Here is a 16,080-nt window from a genome sequence, read left to right on the forward strand (position 1 = left end):
GCCTAGGACAAGGAGAATGTCCACGTGGGAGTGGGTTCGGACGGAGTGTCGGGCAGCTTGTGGCGAAAGGACCGGAGCGGACGTGAGTGAGAATCAGAACCTTCTCGCGGAGCAGCGTCGCGCCCTGATTCTCGACGAGGTACGGCGTCGGGGCGGCGTCCGGGTGAACGAGCTGACCCGCAAGCTCGGCGTCTCGGACATGACGGTCCGTCGTGACCTCGACGCCCTCGCCCGCCAGGGCGTGGTGGAGAAGGTGCACGGCGGCGCGGTGCCGGTGGTCGAGGCGAGTACGCACGAGCCGGGCTTCGAGGCCAAGTCGGGTCTGGAACTGACCGCCAAGGAGGACATCGCGCGGGCCGCCGCCGAACTGGTCGCGCCGGGCACGGCGATCGCGCTCTCGGGCGGTACGACGACATACGCGCTGGCCCATCAGCTCCTTGACGTGCCGGACCTGACCGTGGTCACCAACTCGGTGCGGGTGGCCGACGTCTTCCACGCGGCGCAGCGCCTCTCCGGACAGCGGCAGGGCGCGGCCACGGTCGTGCTGACGGGCGGGGTGCGCACCCCGTCGGACTCCCTGGTCGGCCCGGTGGCCGACCAGGCCATCGCGGCGCTCCACTTCGACGTGCTGTTCCTCGGGGTGCACGGGATATCGGTCGAGGCGGGCCTGTCGACGCCGAACCTGGCGGAGGCCGAGACCAACCGGCGACTGGTGCAGTCCGCGCGGCGGGTCGTCGTGGTCGCCGACCACACCAAGTGGGGCACGGTGGGTCTGAGTTCGTTCGCCGCGCTGGCCCAGGTCGACACGCTGGTCACCGACGCCGGGCTGCCGGCCGAGGCGCGGGCGGAGGTCTCCGAACACCTGCGGCGCCTGATGGTGGCCGGAGAGTCCGAGGACGGTACAGACATCTGACGGTCCGCCAGCTATGGTGACGCTGCCCGCGGCTCCGATCCCAGGTGGGGGTTTCGTCCATGGCACGCCGTCTGCGCCCGGTGGGACCCGACTTCGCCGAGACCGCTCCCCTACGTCTGGTGTTCGCCCGTGAGGTGGCTGCCCCTCCGGAGGCTGTCTTCCGGGCGCTGGCCGAGGACGTACCCGGCTGGAGCGAGTGGTTCTCGGCGGTGACGCTCGCCCGGCCGACCGGGGACGGCGCCGGGCGGGAGGTCCGGCTCCGGGGCGGTACACGCTTCCAGGAGACGGTCCTCGTGGCCGAGGCCCCCGAGGTGTACGCGTACCGGGTGGACGTCACGAACACGCCCGGCCCCCGTGCGCTGGTCGAGGAGTGGCGGCTGACCCCGGCCGGGAAGGGCACCCGGGTCCAGTGGACCTTCGCCGCCGACGGCGCGACCCCGTTCCGACTGGCTCTGAAACTGGGCCGGTCGGGTCTGGGCCGCGCCTTCCGTCAGGCGGTGACGGCGCTGGACCGACGGCTGGCGTCGACACACGCGTGACGGCGAGTCCGCGCGCTGACGCGCCTCGTGCCCTGCCGTCCGGCCGTCACTCCGGCCAGACGCCCGTCTGCAGCAGGGACGCGATCGCCGCCGTGTAGGGCGCGATGTCCAGCCCCTGTTCGGCCAGCCACGCGTCCGAGTAGTACTTGTCGAGATAGCGGTCTCCGGGGTCGCAGAGCAGTGTCACCACGCTCCCCTTGTGCCCCTCCGTCACCATCTCGGCGACGATCTTCAGCGCGCTCCACAGACCGGTGCCGGTAGAGCCGCCCGCCTTGCGGCCGATGGCCTGTTCCAGTGCCCGTACGGCCGCGACGCTCGCGGCGTCCGGCACCTTCATCATCCGGTCGATCGCGCCCGGCACGAAGCTCGGCTCCATGCGGGGCCTGCCGATGCCCTCGATACGCGAGCCGCAGTCGCAGGTGACGTCCGGATCGCCGGTGGTCCAGCCCTCGAAGAAGCACGAGTTCTCCGGGTCGGCGACGCAGATGCGGGTGTCGGCCTGCATGTAGTGGACGTAGCGCGCGAGGGTCGCCGAGGTGCCGCCGGTGCCGGCCGTGGCGACGATCCACGCGGGCTCCGGGAAACGCTCCAACTCCAGCTGGCGGAAGATGGATTCGGCGATGTTGTTGTTGCCGCGCCAGTCCGTGGCCCGTTCCGCGTAGGTGAACTGGTCCATGTAGTGGCCGCCCGTCTCGACCGCGAGAGCGGCGGACTCCTCGTACATCCTGCGGGAGTCGTCCACGAAGTGGCACTGCCCGCCGTGGAACTCGATCAGCCGGCACTTCTCGGCGCTCGTGGTGCGCGGCATGACCGCGATGAAGGGCACGCCGATCAGCTTCGCGAAGTACGCCTCGGAGACCGCCGTCGAGCCGCTGGACGCCTCGATCACCGGGCGGCCCGGCCGGATCCAACCATTGCAGAGCCCGTACAGGAAGAGCGACCGGGCGAGGCGGTGCTTGAGGCTGCCGGTGGGGTGGGTCGACTCGTCCTTCAGGTAGAGGTCGATACCCCATGCCTCGGGCAGCGGGAAGCACAGCAGATGGGTGTCCGCCGAGCGGCGGGCGTCGGCCTGGACCTTGCGGACGGCCTCTTTGAGCCAGCTCCGGTAGCGCGCGTCACTGTGGTCGACGTCGAGGGTTTCGCCGGTCCGGATCTGCTGAGGGGTGCTCACGGCAGGGCTCCTTACGCATCGCGCCGACGCCGGTTCAGATGGTCGGACGCCTCGATCATAAACACCTTGCGCACGCTTCTCACCTGCATAAACACACCTTTGAGCACCTCAAAGGCACCCCTGGACCATGGGTGTCCGAAGCGACGGGGGCGCACCCGGGCGAGTGCTCCCGTCCCCGCCGTCACCTCGCCATGTGCACTGGTGCTCGCCGCTGCCTGCGGGCAGACTGCACCGCATGGGACGCCGCCCGCGTCCGGCCGCGCAGCACGGGGTGGCACTCCCGGAGTGGTCACGCACACCGGATCACGACCCGCGCGGGATCCGGGGCCGGGAGGCGGGACGGAGCACAGCCGACGCGCACAAGGGGGCGGAGCATCATGGCGGAGCCGGAGTTCACGGCCACGGGCGTGCGGATCGGAAAGAGGCTGCGGTCGCTCACCCGGGCCGGGCAGGTCCGGATCAGTGACGGCAGGCTGGAGTTGCTGACGAGTTACGGCAGCGAGATCGACAGTGCGCCGGTGCAGGCGGTGCGGGCGTCGAAGCCGTGGTTCGCGCCCGAGGACCGGGCGTTGGCGGACGTCAACGGCACCCGCTATTCGCTCACGCTCGGCGAGCACGATCCGGCGCCCGGCAAGCCGGGGCCACCCTCGGCACGCCGGTTCATAGAGGCGGTTCGCAGGGCGGCGGGGCGCAACGGCTGAGTCGGCCGCGCGGCAACCGACACGGGAGCCTTCGGTTCGCCACCGGCAAGGGCCGACACAGGCACCCACGACACGCGACCGACGACGCCCCGCGCGGGAGTCGTCCACGCGCGACCACAGACGCCCCGCGCGCGAGCCGTCGGCCCCCGGCCGACGACCGCCGACGGGTCAGCCCCGGGCGCGCGACCAGCGGTGCTCGCACGTGGCGGCGATCGGTACGGGGGCCCAGGCCCGCACCCCCAGGTGGCCGGCACGGGGGACCTCGACCGGCAACCGGCGACGGCGGACGGACAGGCCTCGGGCTGCGCACCGGCGACGGTCGACACGGGCGCGTTCACCACGGCCGGCAACAGCCGACAGACAAGCCCCGGGCTCGCAGTCGGCGACGGCCGGACCGGGAGCACCGCGCTCGCGGCCGGCGCGTCCCGATGCCGGGGCCCCTGGTCGACGAGGGCCGAAGCCGGGCCTCGAACCCGCGGCCGGCGAAGCGGCGTGGGGGACCAGGTGCGACAGCCACCGCCACGCAGCCGGCGGCGACCCACAACGGAGCGTTGGGCTCACAGCAGGCGGCACCCTGACCGGCAACCTCCAACTCACGTACGGCGAACCCCGAAACGGCAACCACGCGCCCACAACCGCCGACCATCGACGGAACAGCCCTGGGCCCTCGGCCGCCGACCGTCGGCGACGAAGCCCCGAGTTCTCGACCGGCGACGGCCGGCCACGAAGGGCGGGGCTCGTGGGCGGCCGTGCTCCGGCCGGGGGCATCCGGGGCGCGTCCGGCGGGGTCCGGTGTCGAGGCCCTCGGGCGGCTACGGCCGAGGGGAGCCCGACCCTGGACCGGCGCCGTCGGCGCAGGAGCCCCCGCGCGCGATCGGCGCCGGTGGGCACACGAGCAAGGCACACGAGCAATCCGCCCGCACCCCGCGACGGTGCACGATGAACCCTCGCCCGGCGAACGCCGCCGCTCAGGCAAGGCCTCCGCCCCGCACTCCGCGATGGCTGGGGCCGGAGCGGACCGCACCGCGAGTTGCGGGACCACACCCCCTGAGTCACGCTGTTCTCACATCATCACTCTGAGTTTACCGGCGATAACGCTACGAACCATCCCGCCGGTCACCGCAGCAGGCGGCCGTTCCACTCAGCCACTCTGCTGGATCCGATCTCCGTCTTCTTCCGGACCTCAATTCGGGGAGTCGCAGCCGTGATCAGCCAGCCAAGCAGGCATTGCACGGTGGAGCTCCAAGCCCTGCCGTCGCGGATCGGCCAGGTCCGCAGAATCCTTTCTGCGCAATTGCGCTACTGGCACCAGGACCCCTTGATAGACCAGGCCGCGCTCGGAGTGACCGAGCTGCTGACCAACGTCCACCAGCACGCCCAGCCGGACAAGCTGTGCACCGTGGAGATCGAGCTGCTGCTCGACCGGCTCACGGTCTCGGTGCACGACCACGACCCCCGTCTGCCCGAGGTACAGGACGTGGACCCCACGGCCACCTGCGGACGCGGTCTCGCGATGATCGCCGCGGTGAGCGAGAGCTGGGGCGTGCGTCCGGACGGCGAGTCGGGCAAGGTCGTGTGGTTCACCCTGCCGGCGACCTCGCCCGCGGTGGCGCAGCCCGTGCTTCCGCCTTACGAACCCCCTCGCGAGACCACGCGCCGACACACCGTCGCCCCGCTCGACGAACGCCGGCCCGAACACGCTCCCGCCCGGTCCGCCGTTGCCGGCTGACCGGGCGGTGCCCCCCTTCTCTTGGCGATGGCGCGCAGCACGTCCAGGCGTGCCGCCCGCCGGGCCGGGCACAGTCCCGCGAGGCCCACGAGCGCCACCACCACCACGAGCCGCCCGGGCGGGACCGCGAAGGCGAAGGCGCTGTCCGACGCGCCGTCGGAGGCCTTGCCCGGACGACGGCGACGCGTTGCCGCTGTCTGCCGGAGAGTTCGGCGGGACGGCGGCGCATCAGGGTGCCGGGAAGCCGACGCTCACCCCGTCCAGGGCCCTGACGGCGGTGTCGCCGCTGCCGCGTACACCTTCACGGCGTCGGCGACGCCCGCTGCACGACGCGTCGTGGTCGCGGTCGTCATGCCGCTCCTCCCTTGCCCGGGCGGCCGAACTGCTCGTCCAGGACGGAGAGCCGGCGCCAGTACTCGTCCTCGTCGATCTCACCGGTGGCGAAGCGGCGGCCGAGCAGCGCGATCGGCGAGTCTCCCGCCGCACGGGAGTCGCGGGGCGGACCGAAGTCGCCCATGGCGCGCCACGGTCCGCGGCGCCCGCGCCCCACGGTGCGGCGCAGGACCGTCACGACGCCGATCACGACGGCCGCCCAGATCAGCGGGAAGAACAGGATCCACGGGCCGGGGCCGCCGTCCCAGTTCGCCAGCGTCTGCATCTCGGGTCATCTCCTAGGTGGGTGGGAGCTGTTGCGATACATCGAGACTCGCTTCGGAAGGGGTGTGAGTCGTCGTACGGCCAGCGGCCGTTCCCGTACCTCCGCGGGAGTACACGGGGCTCCGCCGCCTGCTTCCCCAGCCCGCCATCAAGACGCTCGACTCTGTACCTACTAGTATGTATAGTGAGATCATGAGCACTCCGGAGCGGCTGATCGAGTCCACGCGCGAGCTGTTGTGGGAGCGCGGTTACGTGGGCACCAGCCCCAGGGCGATCCAGCAGCACGCGGGCGCCGGGCAGGGCAGCATGTACCACCACTTCAAGGGCAAGCCCGATCTCGCCCTGGCCGCGATCCGACGCACCGCCGAGGAGTTGCGGGCCACTGCCGAGGACGTACTCGACGCGCCCGGCTCACCGTACGAACGCGTCGAGGCGTATCTGCGACGGGAGCGTGACGTTCTGCGTGGCTGTCCGGTCGGTCGGCTGACGATGGACCCGGACGTGATCGCCAGTGCGGAGCTCCGTGCCCCCGTCGACGAGACGATCGACTGGCTGCGCGAGCGACTGGCCGGGATCGTCGAAGAGGGCAAGGAGCAGGGGCAGTTCGCGCCGTCGCTCGACTCCGAGGAGATCGCAGCGACGATCCTCGCGACCGTGCAGGGGGGCTATGTGCTCGCGCGGGCCTCCGGCTCCCCGGCCGCCTTCGACACGGCCGTCCGCGGGCTGCTCGCCCTGCTCTCCCCCACCCGTCGGGGCCTCGACTGAAAGCCTGGAGGTCTGAAGGTCTGAAGGCCCCTCAAGGAGGTCTGCGATGCACGCGATGCAGTACGAACTGACGTTCCCCGCCGACTACGACATGGGGATCATTCGCGCCCGGGTGTCCCGTATCGGGCACCTCCTCGACGACTGGGAGGGGCTCCGCTTCAAGACATTCCTGATGCGTGAGCGTGGGGTGCACGGCTCGCCGGTCAACCAGTACGCGCCCTTCTACCTCTGGAACACCGTCGAGGGCATGAACTCCTCCCTCTGGGGCGGTGCCTTCCAGGGACTCGTCAATGACTTCGGGCGGCCGGTGGTGCAGAACTGGACGGGCCTCGCGTACGAGGAGGGCTCCGCCGCCGGTGCTCCGGCCCACGTCGCGGTGCGGCGACGGCAGTCCGTGCCGGAGGGCGCCGACCTGGCCGAGGTGACGGCGCGGGCCGTGGCGGAGGCGGAGCGGCTGGCCTCACTCGACGGAGCGGTCTGCGCGGCCGCCGCCGTCGACCCGCGCCACTGGGAGCTGGTGCACTTCTCCCTCTGGGACCACGACACGCCCAAGGCTCCCGGCGAGGTCTTCCAGGTGCTGCATGTGTCGGCGCCCGGGCGCGACCGGCTCCCCCGGGGCCGACAGTGGTGAGCCCTGACCCCACGAGCCTCGGAAGCACGGTCCCCGCGAGAGTCCGTACGGTCCTCGGGGACGTCCCGCCCGAGCACCTCGGGGTGTGCGACGCCCATGACCACCTCTTCTTCGGCAGCCCCGCGCTCCCCGGCCAGGAACTGCGTGACGCGTCCGCCGCGCGGGCCGAACTGGCCGCGTTCCGCGAGCAGGGCGGCGGGAGTGTGGTGCAGTGGACGCCGTACGGACTGGGCCGGCGCGCCGCGGACCTGCCGCTCCTCTCCCGTGACACCGGCGTCCATGTGGTCGCCGCGACGGGTCTGCACCAAGCGGTCCACTACACACCGGAGTCGCTCACCGAACTGCGCGGCAGGCTGGCGGACGTCTTCGTCTCCGAACTCACGTCGGGCATCGGCACGTCCGGGGTCCGGGCCGGACTCGTCAAGGTCGCGGGCGGCTTCCACGCGCTCGACGCGCACGCCCGCTGGACGATGACCGCGGCGGCCGAGGCCCACCACGCCACGGGCGCGCCGATCGCCGTGCACCTGGAGCTGGGGACGGCCGCGCTCGACGTACTCGACCTGCTGTGCGGCGCGTTGGAGGTGCCGCCGCACCGGGTGATCCTGGGCCACCTCAACCGCTCCCCGGACCTCGTGGTGCAGCGCCAGGCCGCCGAGGCGGGCGCCTACCTCGCCTTCGACGGCCCCTCCCGCGCGAACCACGCCACCGACTGGCGCATGCCCGACGCCGTACGCGCCCTGGCCGACGCGGGTTTCGGCCACCGTCTGCTCCTCGGCGCCGACACGACGACCGCTGCGGCGCGCTCGGTCAACGGCGGCCCCGGGATGCCGTATCTGCTGCGCCGGGTGCGCCCACGGCTCGCACTGGCTCTGGGTGCGGAACTCGTGGAGCGCGTCTTCACGGAGAACCCCGCCCGGGCGCTCGCCGTGCAGTGGCACGATGCGCCACCCCGTCCGCCGCGACTGCCGGACCGGCCCTAGGGCCGGCCGCGCTCGGCGAACTCGTCGATCTGGGCCGTCGAGGTGGCGATGAACACCCCGGCGGGCGAGCCCCCCTTCGTGCTCCCCCACCGCGTCGACGGCCTCGACTCAGACCTGGGCGAGGGCCGCCGGTGGGTCGTCCAGGACCGGCTGCCAGGCCAACTCCGCCGCGCCCACCAGAGTGTTGTGGTCCAGGGTGCAGGCGAGGATCGGTACGCCACCGCTCTGGCCCCACAGGCTGCGGTCGGCGACGACGGCGCGCAGGCGGCCGGGGTCGGCGTCGAGGAGGCTGCGGTGCAGGCCGCCGAGAATGATCCGGTCGGGGTTGAGGATGTTGACGAGTCCGGCGAGTCCCAGGCCGAGGCGGTCGATCAGCGCCTCGGTGGCCGTGCGGACGGAGGGGTCCTGGTCGTATCGGGTGCGGATCAGGTCGTTGGCCTGCTGGAGGAGGGACACCTCGGGGCCGGGGTCGCGGCCCGCCGCCATGAGGAAGGCCAGGGGGTCCGCCTCGACGTCGAGGCAGCCGCGGCTGCCGCAGTAGCAGGGGCGGCCCTCGGGGTTGACGGTGAGGTGGCCGACTTCGAGGGCGAGGCCCGAGCTGCCCGTGTGCAGTCTCCCGTCGAGCACGAGCGCGCCGCCGACGCCCCGGTGCCCGGTGGCCACGCACAGCAGGTCGCGGGAGCCGCGCCCGGCGCCGTGGCGGTGCTCGGCGAGGGCGGCCAGGTTGACGTCGTTCGCGGCGAAAGCCGGGCCCTCTATGCCCGCCGCGCGCACCCGTTCGGCGAAGATCCGGCGTACGGGGGCGCCTGCGGGCCAAGCCAGGTGGAGGGGGTTGAGGGCGAGCCCGTCCGGTTCGGCGACGGCGGACGGCACGGCGAGTCCGGCGCCCACGCAGCGCCGCCCGGTCTCGCGGAGCAGCTCCGCGCCGGTCTCGACGACGGCGCCCAGCACCTTCGACGGGTCGGCGTCGACGGTCTCGCAGCTGGGCGCGGTGGCGACGATCCGGCCGCCGAGCCCGACCAGCGCGGCGCGGAATCCGTCGGCGTGCACCTGCGCGGCCAGCGCGACAGGACCGTCCTCGGCGACCTCCAGGCGGTGCGAGGGCCGTCCCTGCGAACCGGCCGCCGCGCCGGGCCGGGCGTCGACCCGGATCAGTCCCAGCGCCTCCAACTCCGCGGCCACCGCGCCCGCGGTGGCCCGGGTGACGCCCAGCTCCGCGGTGAGTACGGCACGCGTCGGCGCACGCCCGGTGTGCACGAGTTCCAGCGCGGGTCCGAGCGCCCCGCGCCCCCGGTCCAGCCGCGTCCGCGTGTTCCCTTCCCCCGCCGTCCGGGGGCCCGCCTTGCCGTTCATGAGGGCGAGTCTCCCATGATCCGCTCGTGCGGTGCCCCGTCCGAAGGCGCCTGGAAGCCACTCACCCGTAGTGTCACGTTCAGACGGCCGGTCAGGCCCAGTTCGTGCGGCGCCGTGCCGGCCCGCACGCGCGGAACGCCGTGGTAGGCGAGCCGGGAGGGCCCGCCGAACACGAACAGGTCCCCGCTGCGCAGCTCGACATCCGTGTACGGGCGCGAGCGCGACCCGGTGTTCCCGAAGCGGAAGACGCAGGTGTCGCCGAGGCTCAGCGACACCACCGGCGCATCCGACTTCTCGTCGCTGTCGCGGTGCATGCCCATGCGCGCGTCGGCGTCGTAGAAGTTGATGAGTGCGATGTCGTACGGGGCCGTGGCGGCCTCGGGGCCGAGGGTGTCCGCGACCGCGCGGCGGCCGAGCTCGTCCAGCCAGGCCGGGAAGGGCTTCACCGGGGTGCCGTCGCCGTCGACGACCGTGCGCGCGTACCGGTACGGGTACCAGTGCCAACCCAGGCACACCTGCCGGGAGGTCATCGTGCCGCCGCCGGGCGTGCGCACGGTACGCATTCCGGCCGGTGGGAGGGCCCACGCGCGGCAGGCCTCGAGGAGTTCCCGCTGGGCGTCCGGGTCCAGCCAGTCCGGCAGATGCACCGCGCCCGGCGCGACCTCCGCCCGGCTCCGGGGGAACAGCTCCTCATCCATGGACATGCCACCATCCTCGCGCACCCCGCCCATCCCGTCCGCGCACCTGATCAAGACCCGGCCCGCACCCGGCTGAGCTGCGGCTCGGCTAGCCTTGACCCACGATGAACGACCGGATGACCGCGCCCTGGGCCGAGTACGCGCTGGCCCGCTTCCCCGAGGACCCCCGCGACCAGCTCCGTGCCTGGGACGCCGCCGACACCTATCTGCTGCGGCACCTCGCGGAGAGCGGAACCCCGCTGTCCGGGTCGGTCGTGGTGGTCGGCGACCGCTGGGGAGCGCTCGCCACCGCGCTGTCGGAGCACCGGCCGACGCAGATCACCGACTCCTACCTCGCGCAGGAGGCGACCCGCGCGAACCTGGCCCGCAACGGGGTCGAGGCGGCCGCGGTGCGGCTGCTGACCACGCGGGACACGCCGCCCGACCGCATCGACGTGCTGCTCGTCCGGGTGCCGAAGAGCCTCGCCCTGCTGGAGGACCAGCTGCACCGGCTGGCGCCCGGTGTGCACGAGGGGACCGTGATCGTGGGCACCGGCATGGTCAAGGAGATCCACACCTCGACGCTGCACCTCTTCGAGCGGATCCTCGGCCCGACCCGGACCTCGCTGGCCGAGAAGAAGGCCCGGCTGATCTTCTGCACTCCGTACCCTGGGATCGCCCGCGCCACCAACCCCTGGCCGCTCAGCTACCGGCTCCCCGACGACATCGGACCGGTTTCCGGCCGTACCGTCGTCAACCACGCCGGCGTGTTCTGCGCCGACCGTCTCGACATCGGCACCCGCTTCCTCCTCCAGCACCTGCCGCGCAGCCGCGGCCCCGAGCGGATCGTGGACCTGGGCTGCGGCAACGGAGTCGTCGGTACGGCGATGGCGCTGGCCAACCCCGAGGCGGAGGTGCTGTTCGTGGACGAGTCGTACCAGGCGGTCGCCTCGGCCGAGGAGACGTACGGGGCGAATGCCGAGGGCGGCGCCGCGGAGTTCCGCGTGGGCGACGGACTCGCGGACGTCCCCGCCGGGAGCGTGGACCTCGTCCTGAACAATCCGCCGTTCCACTCGCACCAGGCGACGACCGACACCACCGCCTGGCGGATGTTCTCGGGGGCGCGGCGCGCGCTGCGGCCGGGTGGCGAGCTGTGGGTCATCGGGAACCGTCATCTCGGCTACCACCTGAAGCTGCGCCGTCTCTTCGGCAACAGTGAACTCGTGGCGAGTGACGCGAAGTTCGTCGTCCTGAGGGCCGTCAAGAAGTAGCCCCGCGCAGCACGCGGGGCGAGGCGCCGAGTTCCCGGCGGCACGCCTTGTTGAAGGCCTGCAGGTCGGGGATGCCGACGGACGCGGCGACCGCCGGGATGGAGAGTGTCGAGGCGCGCAGCAGATGGTGGGCGCGCTGAAGTCTGCGGCGGCGGATGTAGGCCACGACCGTGGTACCGGTCTCGGCGCGGAAGAGCCGGGTGAGGTGGTTGTGGGAGATCCCGGCGGCGCGGGCGATCTCCGGAATGGTGAGCGGCGCGGCCAGGCGCGCCTCGATGTGGGCGATGGCCGTGCCGACTGCCGGGTGCGGGCCGCGGCTCGTGGCGGTGGGCGGGGTGAGCCGGGCCACGCGCCACAGGGCGGTCCAGATCTCGGCCCGGGTGTGCTCGGGTGCTCCGGGGGCCGCCGCGATCGCGTTCAGCAGCAGGCTGGAGAGCATGGGGAATTCGGGACCCGCGTCCTGCGCCACGGGGACCGTGCGGGGCGGGCCGACGGGGGCGATGCGCAGATGGGCGTAGAGGTGTTCGGAGCGGCCCTGGTAGCGGTAGCGGACCGTGGCGCCGGGCGGTACGAGGCTCACGCGGCCGGGGCGGATGGTGTGCGCGGTGCCGTCGACGGTCAGCTCGGCGTCGTACTGGTACAGGTGCAGTTGCCACAGCTCCGGCAGCCGGAAGACGTCCGTGCGGCTCGCCACGCCGTGCACGCCGACGCCGATGTTGACGACGGCGGGCGGCTCGCCGAGGTGCAGTTCCGTCTCCCGCATGGTGAAAAGCTACCAGCAGTGGTGAGCCGCGCCAACGCGCCGACGGCGGCGCGGACCCTACGTTGAGTCGCATGACCAACACGTCGGAGCGCACCACGGGCGCCCCACTCCTGAGTTCGGTCCGGATGGCGCACTTCGTGGCCCACGGCTCGCTGCGGCTGGACGCCGTGGTGCCGCCGGAGATGAACGCCGAGGGCATGGAGGTACTGCGGGCGGGCGTACCCGAGGTGCCGTACGGCAGCCCGGTGCAGGCCGCCTACCCGGCGGGTTCCTTCGTCCGTCGGCTGCTGGAACTCCCCGCCGTGGCCGGGGCCCTGCGCAGCCTCGTCGGGCCCGGCCCCGCCGTCGACCACCACTTCGTCCACATCCGCGAGCCGCGCGAGGGCCGGGCGCAGCCGCTGCACGGTGACGCGATCATCGACGTGCGCACCGACGCCTTCGACGTCCAGCTGATGTACTACCCGCAGGACGTCACTCTCGACATGGGCGGCACGCTCAGTGTGCCGGGCAGCCATCTGCGCCGCACCAACGAGACGGACACCGGGCGCTACCAGAATCTGCGCGGGCAGAGCCGGCTGGTCTGCCCGGCGGGCACCGTGGTGTTTCTGCACCATGGCCTGTGGCACGGTGGGCGGCGCAACGACAGCGACGTGGTCCGCTTCATGTTCAAGATCCGCTTCAACCCGACCGTGCGGCAGCGCCGGCTGTGGGACACCTCGGACCTCGGTGACCCGCGGGTCGCCGAGGAACTGTCCACGACGTTTCCCTGGTACGAGCCCGCCACCGGCCGCCTGGAGATCTATCAGCGGGTCCTGCTGTGGCGCGCGCTCACCGGGGACGACTCCTTCGACCTGGACCACTGGGTGACCCGGGTCTCCAACCGTCCTCAGGAGGAGGCCGTATGAGTGTCCGTCAGCAGGTTCTGGTCCTCTACCTGGCCACCTCCGCCCTGGACGCGGAGGTGGTGGGCTGGTCGGTCTACGACGGGACCGGCCGTACGTCCCCCACGACCGGGGACAGCGACGAGCCGCCGTACGCGTCGGGCGTGGACGCCTTGAAGGACGGCTGGCGGCTGTTCCAGGCGGCGCAGCTGATCCCGCCGTATCCCGGGGGCGAGTACGACGTGTCGTTCCTCAAGCACGAGTTCTTCTTCGAGAAGCTGGTCGACGTCGGAGCCTTTGCCGAGGCCCCTTGACGTCAGGCGCTCAGTACGCGGATCAGGCGTGCCACCGTCCGCGCCATCGCCTCCCGTCCGACACTGAGGTACTTGCGGGAGTCGACGGCTTCGGGGTGGGCGGCGAGGAACTCCCGGACGGCGCCGGTCATCGCGATGTTCAGGGCGGTGCCGACGTTGACCTTGGCGATGCCGCCGGCGACGGCCGCCACCAGTTCGTCGTCCGGCACGCCGGAGGAGCCGTGCAGGACGAGCGGCACGCCGAGCGCCGCGGTCAGCCGTTTGAGCCGGTCGTGGTCGAGGGCGGCGGTGCGGGTGGTCATCGCGTGCGAGCTGCCGATCGCGACGGCCAGGGCGTCCACGCCGGAGTCGGCCACGAAGGCGCATGCTTCGGCGGGGTCGGTGCGGGCTCCGGGCGCGTGCGCGTCGAGCGGCGGCTCACCGTTCTTGCCTCCCACCGCCCCCAACTCGGCCTCGATCCACAGGCCTTGGGCGTGTGCCCAGTCGGCGGCGGCCCGGGTGGCGGCGAGGTTCTCCTCGTACGGCAGCCGGGCCGCGTCGTACATCACCGAGCTGAATCCGGCGCCGGACGCCTGGCGGAGCAGGTCGTCACTCTGGACGTGGTCGAGATGGAGCGCGACGGGCACCGAGGCGCTTTCGGCGGCCGCTGCGGCGGCGCGGGCCAGTGGCAGCAGCCGTCCGTAGCGGAACTTCACGGCGTTCTCGCTGACTTGGAGGACCACGGGGGCGGCCACGGACTCGGCGCCCGCGATGACGGCCTCGACGTGCTCCAGGGTGATGATGTTGAACGCGGCGACGGCGGTCCGCGCCTCGGCCGCGGCGGTGACCAGGTCACCGGTGGCTGCGAGTGGCACAACTCCTCCTTCTGGCTGCGCGGCCCGCCGGCTCAGCGGGCCGACGGGGCGAGGACGACCGAGCGGGTCAGATGGCGCGGCCGGTCGGGGTCGAGTCCGCGGGCCGCGGCGACGGCGACCGCGAGCCGCTGGGCGCGGACGAGCTCGGCGAGCGGGTCGAGCTCACCCGCCACCCACCGTCCCCCCGTGGCCCGTACCTGCTCGGCCAGCCCTTCGGGAGCCTCGCCGAGCATCCAGGTGGCGGTGCCGGCGGTGGTGATGCTGATGGGCCCGTGCCGGTACTCCATCGCCGGGTACGCCTCGGTCCAGGCCAGGGAGGCTTCGCGCATCTTGAGCCCGGCCTCGTTGGCGAGCCCGACGGTCCACCCGCGGCCGAGGAAGGTGAACTGCTCGCATTCGACGAGCCCTTCGGGCAGCGGGGTCGCGAGCGCGGTGCGCGCGTCGGCGACGACGGCGTCGGTGTGCAGTCCGAGGTGGGCGCGGAGCAGGGTGAGCGCGGTGGTCGCGAAGCGGGTCTGCACCACGGAGCGTTCGTCCGCGAATTCGAGGACGACGAGGTCGTCCGCGCGGTCCATCACGGGGGTTTCGGGGTCGGCGGTGATCGCGGTCGTCCGGGTACGTCCGCGCAGCCGCCCGAGGATTTCGAGCACCTCGGTGGTGGTGCCGGAGCGGGTGAGAGCGATCACGCGGTCGTAGGGGCGGCTCTCCGGGAACTCCGACGCGGCGAAGGCGTCCGTCTCGCCCTGCCCGGACCCTTCGCGCAGCGCGGCGACGGCCTGCGCCATGAAGAAGGAGGTTCCGCAGCCCACGATCGCGACCCGCTCCCCCGCTTCCGGCAGTGCGTCGTCGTGTGCCTCGGCCTGCTCGGCGGCGCGGATCCAGCACTCGGGCTGGCTGTTCAGCTCGTGCTCGACATAGGTCATGCGGTACCCCTCCCACTGACGTCCTTCATGCAAGATAGTGCAAGTTAGGGCTGACTTTCGAGCATAATCAAGCATGTCGACGTCGGAAATGCCGGGGAATGCCGTACGCCGGGGGTGCGCTAGGGTCGCGAAGGATCGAGGAACGGAGGGTGCGGATGTCGCGCGACGCCCGCTGGAAGGCGCTGCTGGAACTGCTCGTGGAGCGGGGCCGGCTGGAGGTCGAGCAGGCCGCGGCCGAGCTGGAAGTGTCGGCCGCGACCATCCGGCGCGACTTCGACCAGCTCGCCGAGCAGCAGATGCTCGTACGCACCCGGGGCGGCGCGGTCGTGCACGGGGTGTCGTACGAACTGCCGCTGCGCTACAAGACCGCCCGGCACGCCTCGGAGAAGCAGCGCATCGCGAAGGCGGTGGCCGATCTCGTCGCGCCCGGCGAGGCGGTGGGCCTCACCGGCGGCACGACCACCACCGAGGTGGCCCGCGCACTGGCGGTACGCTCCGATCTCACCTCGGGGTCGCCCGCGCTGACCATCGTGACGAACGCGCTCAACATCGCCAATGAACTCGCCGTGCGGCCTCAGTTCAAGATCGTGCTGACCGGCGGGGTGGCCCGCCCGCAGTCGTACGAGCTGGTCGGGCCCCTCGCGGACGGTGTGCTCAGCCAGATCACCATGGACGTCGCCGTCCTGGGCGTGGTCGCCTTCGATGTGACGCACGGGGCGGCCGCCCACGACGAGGCCGAGGCGGCGATCAACCGGCTGCTGTGCGAGCGCGCCGAGCGTGTGATCGTCGCCGCCGACTCCAGCAAGCTGGGACGGCGCGCCTTCGCCCGGATCTGCGCGACCGAGTCGGTGGACACGCTGGTCACCGACTCGGCGGTGGACGAGGAGACGGTGCGGCGGTTCACGGAGGCGGGGGTCGGGGTCGTCGCCGTCTGACGACCCCGACCCCGCTGCCGCGA

General features: G+C 72.4%; 18 protein-coding genes. 11 read left to right on the forward strand and 7 right to left on the reverse strand.

Annotated features, from left to right (window positions below; all coding sequences use genetic code 11):
• The first annotated feature begins 82 nt into the window (after positions 1-82).
• Entirely contained in the window at positions 83-913 is an 831-nt protein-coding gene (locus OG819_RS39920) for a DeoR/GlpR family DNA-binding transcription regulator (protein ID WP_266653989.1), read from the forward strand.
• Positions 914-972: 59 nt separating this feature from the next.
• Positions 973-1,452, forward strand: coding sequence for an SRPBCC family protein (locus tag OG819_RS39925; RefSeq protein WP_266632569.1), 480 nt, complete (start codon positions 973-975; stop codon positions 1,450-1,452).
• A gap of 46 nt (positions 1,453-1,498) precedes the next feature.
• Here OG819_RS39925 and OG819_RS39930 read toward each other — a convergent pair whose 3' ends face one another.
• Entirely contained in the window at positions 1,499-2,623 is a 1,125-nt protein-coding gene (locus tag OG819_RS39930) for a PLP-dependent cysteine synthase family protein (protein ID WP_323138200.1), read from the reverse strand.
• 377 nt (positions 2,624-3,000) lie between these two features.
• Between OG819_RS39930 and OG819_RS39935 the strand changes: the two genes are divergently transcribed.
• Together OG819_RS39935 and OG819_RS39940 are read left to right on the forward strand one after the other, a co-directional pair.
• Positions 3,001-3,324 (forward strand): hypothetical protein, encoded by a 324-nt coding sequence (locus OG819_RS39935; RefSeq protein ID WP_054228734.1) that lies wholly within the window; start codon positions 3,001-3,003, stop codon positions 3,322-3,324.
• A 1,204-nt stretch (positions 3,325-4,528) separates the two neighbouring features.
• Positions 4,529-5,053 carry an ATP-binding protein gene (locus OG819_RS39940; protein ID WP_266653991.1) on the forward strand — a complete coding sequence of 175 codons (525 nt, stop codon included), beginning with the start codon at positions 4,529-4,531 and terminating at the stop codon, positions 5,051-5,053.
• A gap of 349 nt (positions 5,054-5,402) precedes the next feature.
• Here OG819_RS39940 and OG819_RS39945 read toward each other — a convergent pair whose 3' ends face one another.
• Complete coding sequence (locus OG819_RS39945) at positions 5,403-5,711, reverse strand: SHOCT domain-containing protein (protein ID WP_266632558.1); 309 nt, start codon at positions 5,709-5,711, stop codon at positions 5,403-5,405.
• A gap of 191 nt (positions 5,712-5,902) precedes the next feature.
• Here OG819_RS39945 and OG819_RS39950 point away from each other — a divergent pair, with 191 nt between their 5' ends.
• The 3 genes from OG819_RS39950 to OG819_RS39960 are packed head-to-tail and all read left to right on the forward strand — an operon-like array spanning position 5,903 to position 8,086.
• Positions 5,903-6,475 carry a TetR/AcrR family transcriptional regulator gene (locus OG819_RS39950; RefSeq protein ID WP_266632556.1) on the forward strand — a complete coding sequence of 191 codons (573 nt, stop codon included), beginning with the start codon at positions 5,903-5,905 and terminating at the stop codon, positions 6,473-6,475.
• 46 nt (positions 6,476-6,521) lie between these two features.
• Positions 6,522-7,106, forward strand: coding sequence for a DUF4865 family protein (locus OG819_RS39955; RefSeq protein WP_266653993.1), 585 nt, complete (start codon positions 6,522-6,524; stop codon positions 7,104-7,106).
• On the forward strand, positions 7,103-8,086 hold the full coding sequence (locus tag OG819_RS39960) for a phosphotriesterase (protein ID WP_266653995.1): 984 nt from the start codon (positions 7,103-7,105) through the stop codon (positions 8,084-8,086). Before OG819_RS39955 ends, OG819_RS39960 begins: the two co-directional genes overlap by 4 nt.
• A gap of 108 nt (positions 8,087-8,194) precedes the next feature.
• Here OG819_RS39960 and OG819_RS39965 read toward each other — a convergent pair whose 3' ends face one another.
• On the reverse strand, positions 8,195-9,439 hold the full coding sequence (locus OG819_RS39965; RefSeq protein ID WP_266653997.1) for an ROK family protein: 1,245 nt from the start codon (positions 9,437-9,439) through the stop codon (positions 8,195-8,197).
• Positions 9,436-10,137 (reverse strand): alpha-ketoglutarate-dependent dioxygenase AlkB, encoded by a 702-nt coding sequence (locus tag OG819_RS39970; RefSeq protein ID WP_266634996.1) that lies wholly within the window; start codon positions 10,135-10,137, stop codon positions 9,436-9,438. The genes OG819_RS39965 and OG819_RS39970 overlap by 4 nt, the downstream gene beginning before the upstream one ends.
• A gap of 104 nt (positions 10,138-10,241) precedes the next feature.
• Between OG819_RS39970 and OG819_RS39975 the strand changes: the two genes are divergently transcribed.
• Complete coding sequence (locus OG819_RS39975; RefSeq protein WP_266653999.1) at positions 10,242-11,387, forward strand: methyltransferase; 1,146 nt, start codon at positions 10,242-10,244, stop codon at positions 11,385-11,387.
• Here OG819_RS39975 and OG819_RS39980 read toward each other — a convergent pair.
• On the reverse strand, positions 11,377-12,150 hold the full coding sequence (locus OG819_RS39980) for an AraC family transcriptional regulator (protein ID WP_266654000.1): 774 nt from the start codon (positions 12,148-12,150) through the stop codon (positions 11,377-11,379). The two genes, OG819_RS39975 and OG819_RS39980, sit on opposite strands and share 11 nt — an antisense overlap.
• A 71-nt stretch (positions 12,151-12,221) precedes the next feature.
• Here OG819_RS39980 and OG819_RS39985 point away from each other — a divergent pair, with 71 nt between their 5' ends.
• Both OG819_RS39985 and OG819_RS39990 read left to right on the forward strand, forming a co-directional pair.
• A complete protein-coding gene (locus OG819_RS39985) occupies positions 12,222-13,055 on the forward strand; it encodes a phytanoyl-CoA dioxygenase family protein (protein WP_266654002.1) in 834 nt (277 codons plus the stop codon).
• Entirely contained in the window at positions 13,052-13,345 is a 294-nt protein-coding gene (locus OG819_RS39990) for a hypothetical protein (protein ID WP_266632542.1), read from the forward strand. Before OG819_RS39985 ends, OG819_RS39990 begins: the two co-directional genes overlap by 4 nt.
• Positions 13,346-13,347: 2 nt before the next feature.
• Here the strand turns inward: OG819_RS39990 and OG819_RS39995 are convergent, their stop codons facing one another.
• Both OG819_RS39995 and OG819_RS40000 read right to left on the reverse strand, forming a co-directional pair.
• Positions 13,348-14,199, reverse strand: coding sequence for a class II fructose-bisphosphate aldolase (locus OG819_RS39995; protein WP_266654004.1), 852 nt, complete (start codon positions 14,197-14,199; stop codon positions 13,348-13,350).
• Positions 14,200-14,231: 32 nt separating this feature from the next.
• Positions 14,232-15,122 (reverse strand): sugar isomerase, encoded by an 891-nt coding sequence (locus OG819_RS40000; protein WP_266654006.1) that lies wholly within the window; start codon positions 15,120-15,122, stop codon positions 14,232-14,234.
• Positions 15,123-15,277: 155 nt separating this feature from the next.
• On the opposite strand from OG819_RS40000, the gene OG819_RS40005 reads away from it, so the two are divergent.
• Positions 15,278-16,057, forward strand: a complete 780-nt coding sequence (locus OG819_RS40005; RefSeq protein ID WP_266654008.1) for a DeoR/GlpR family DNA-binding transcription regulator — start codon at positions 15,278-15,280, stop codon at positions 16,055-16,057.
• Positions 16,058-16,080 lie beyond the last annotated feature (23 nt).

Origin of the sequence: Streptomyces sp. NBC_01549 (genome assembly GCF_026339955.1) — a bacterium.
In the GTDB taxonomy this organism is placed as follows: Bacteria; Actinomycetota; Actinomycetes; order Streptomycetales; family Streptomycetaceae; genus Streptomyces.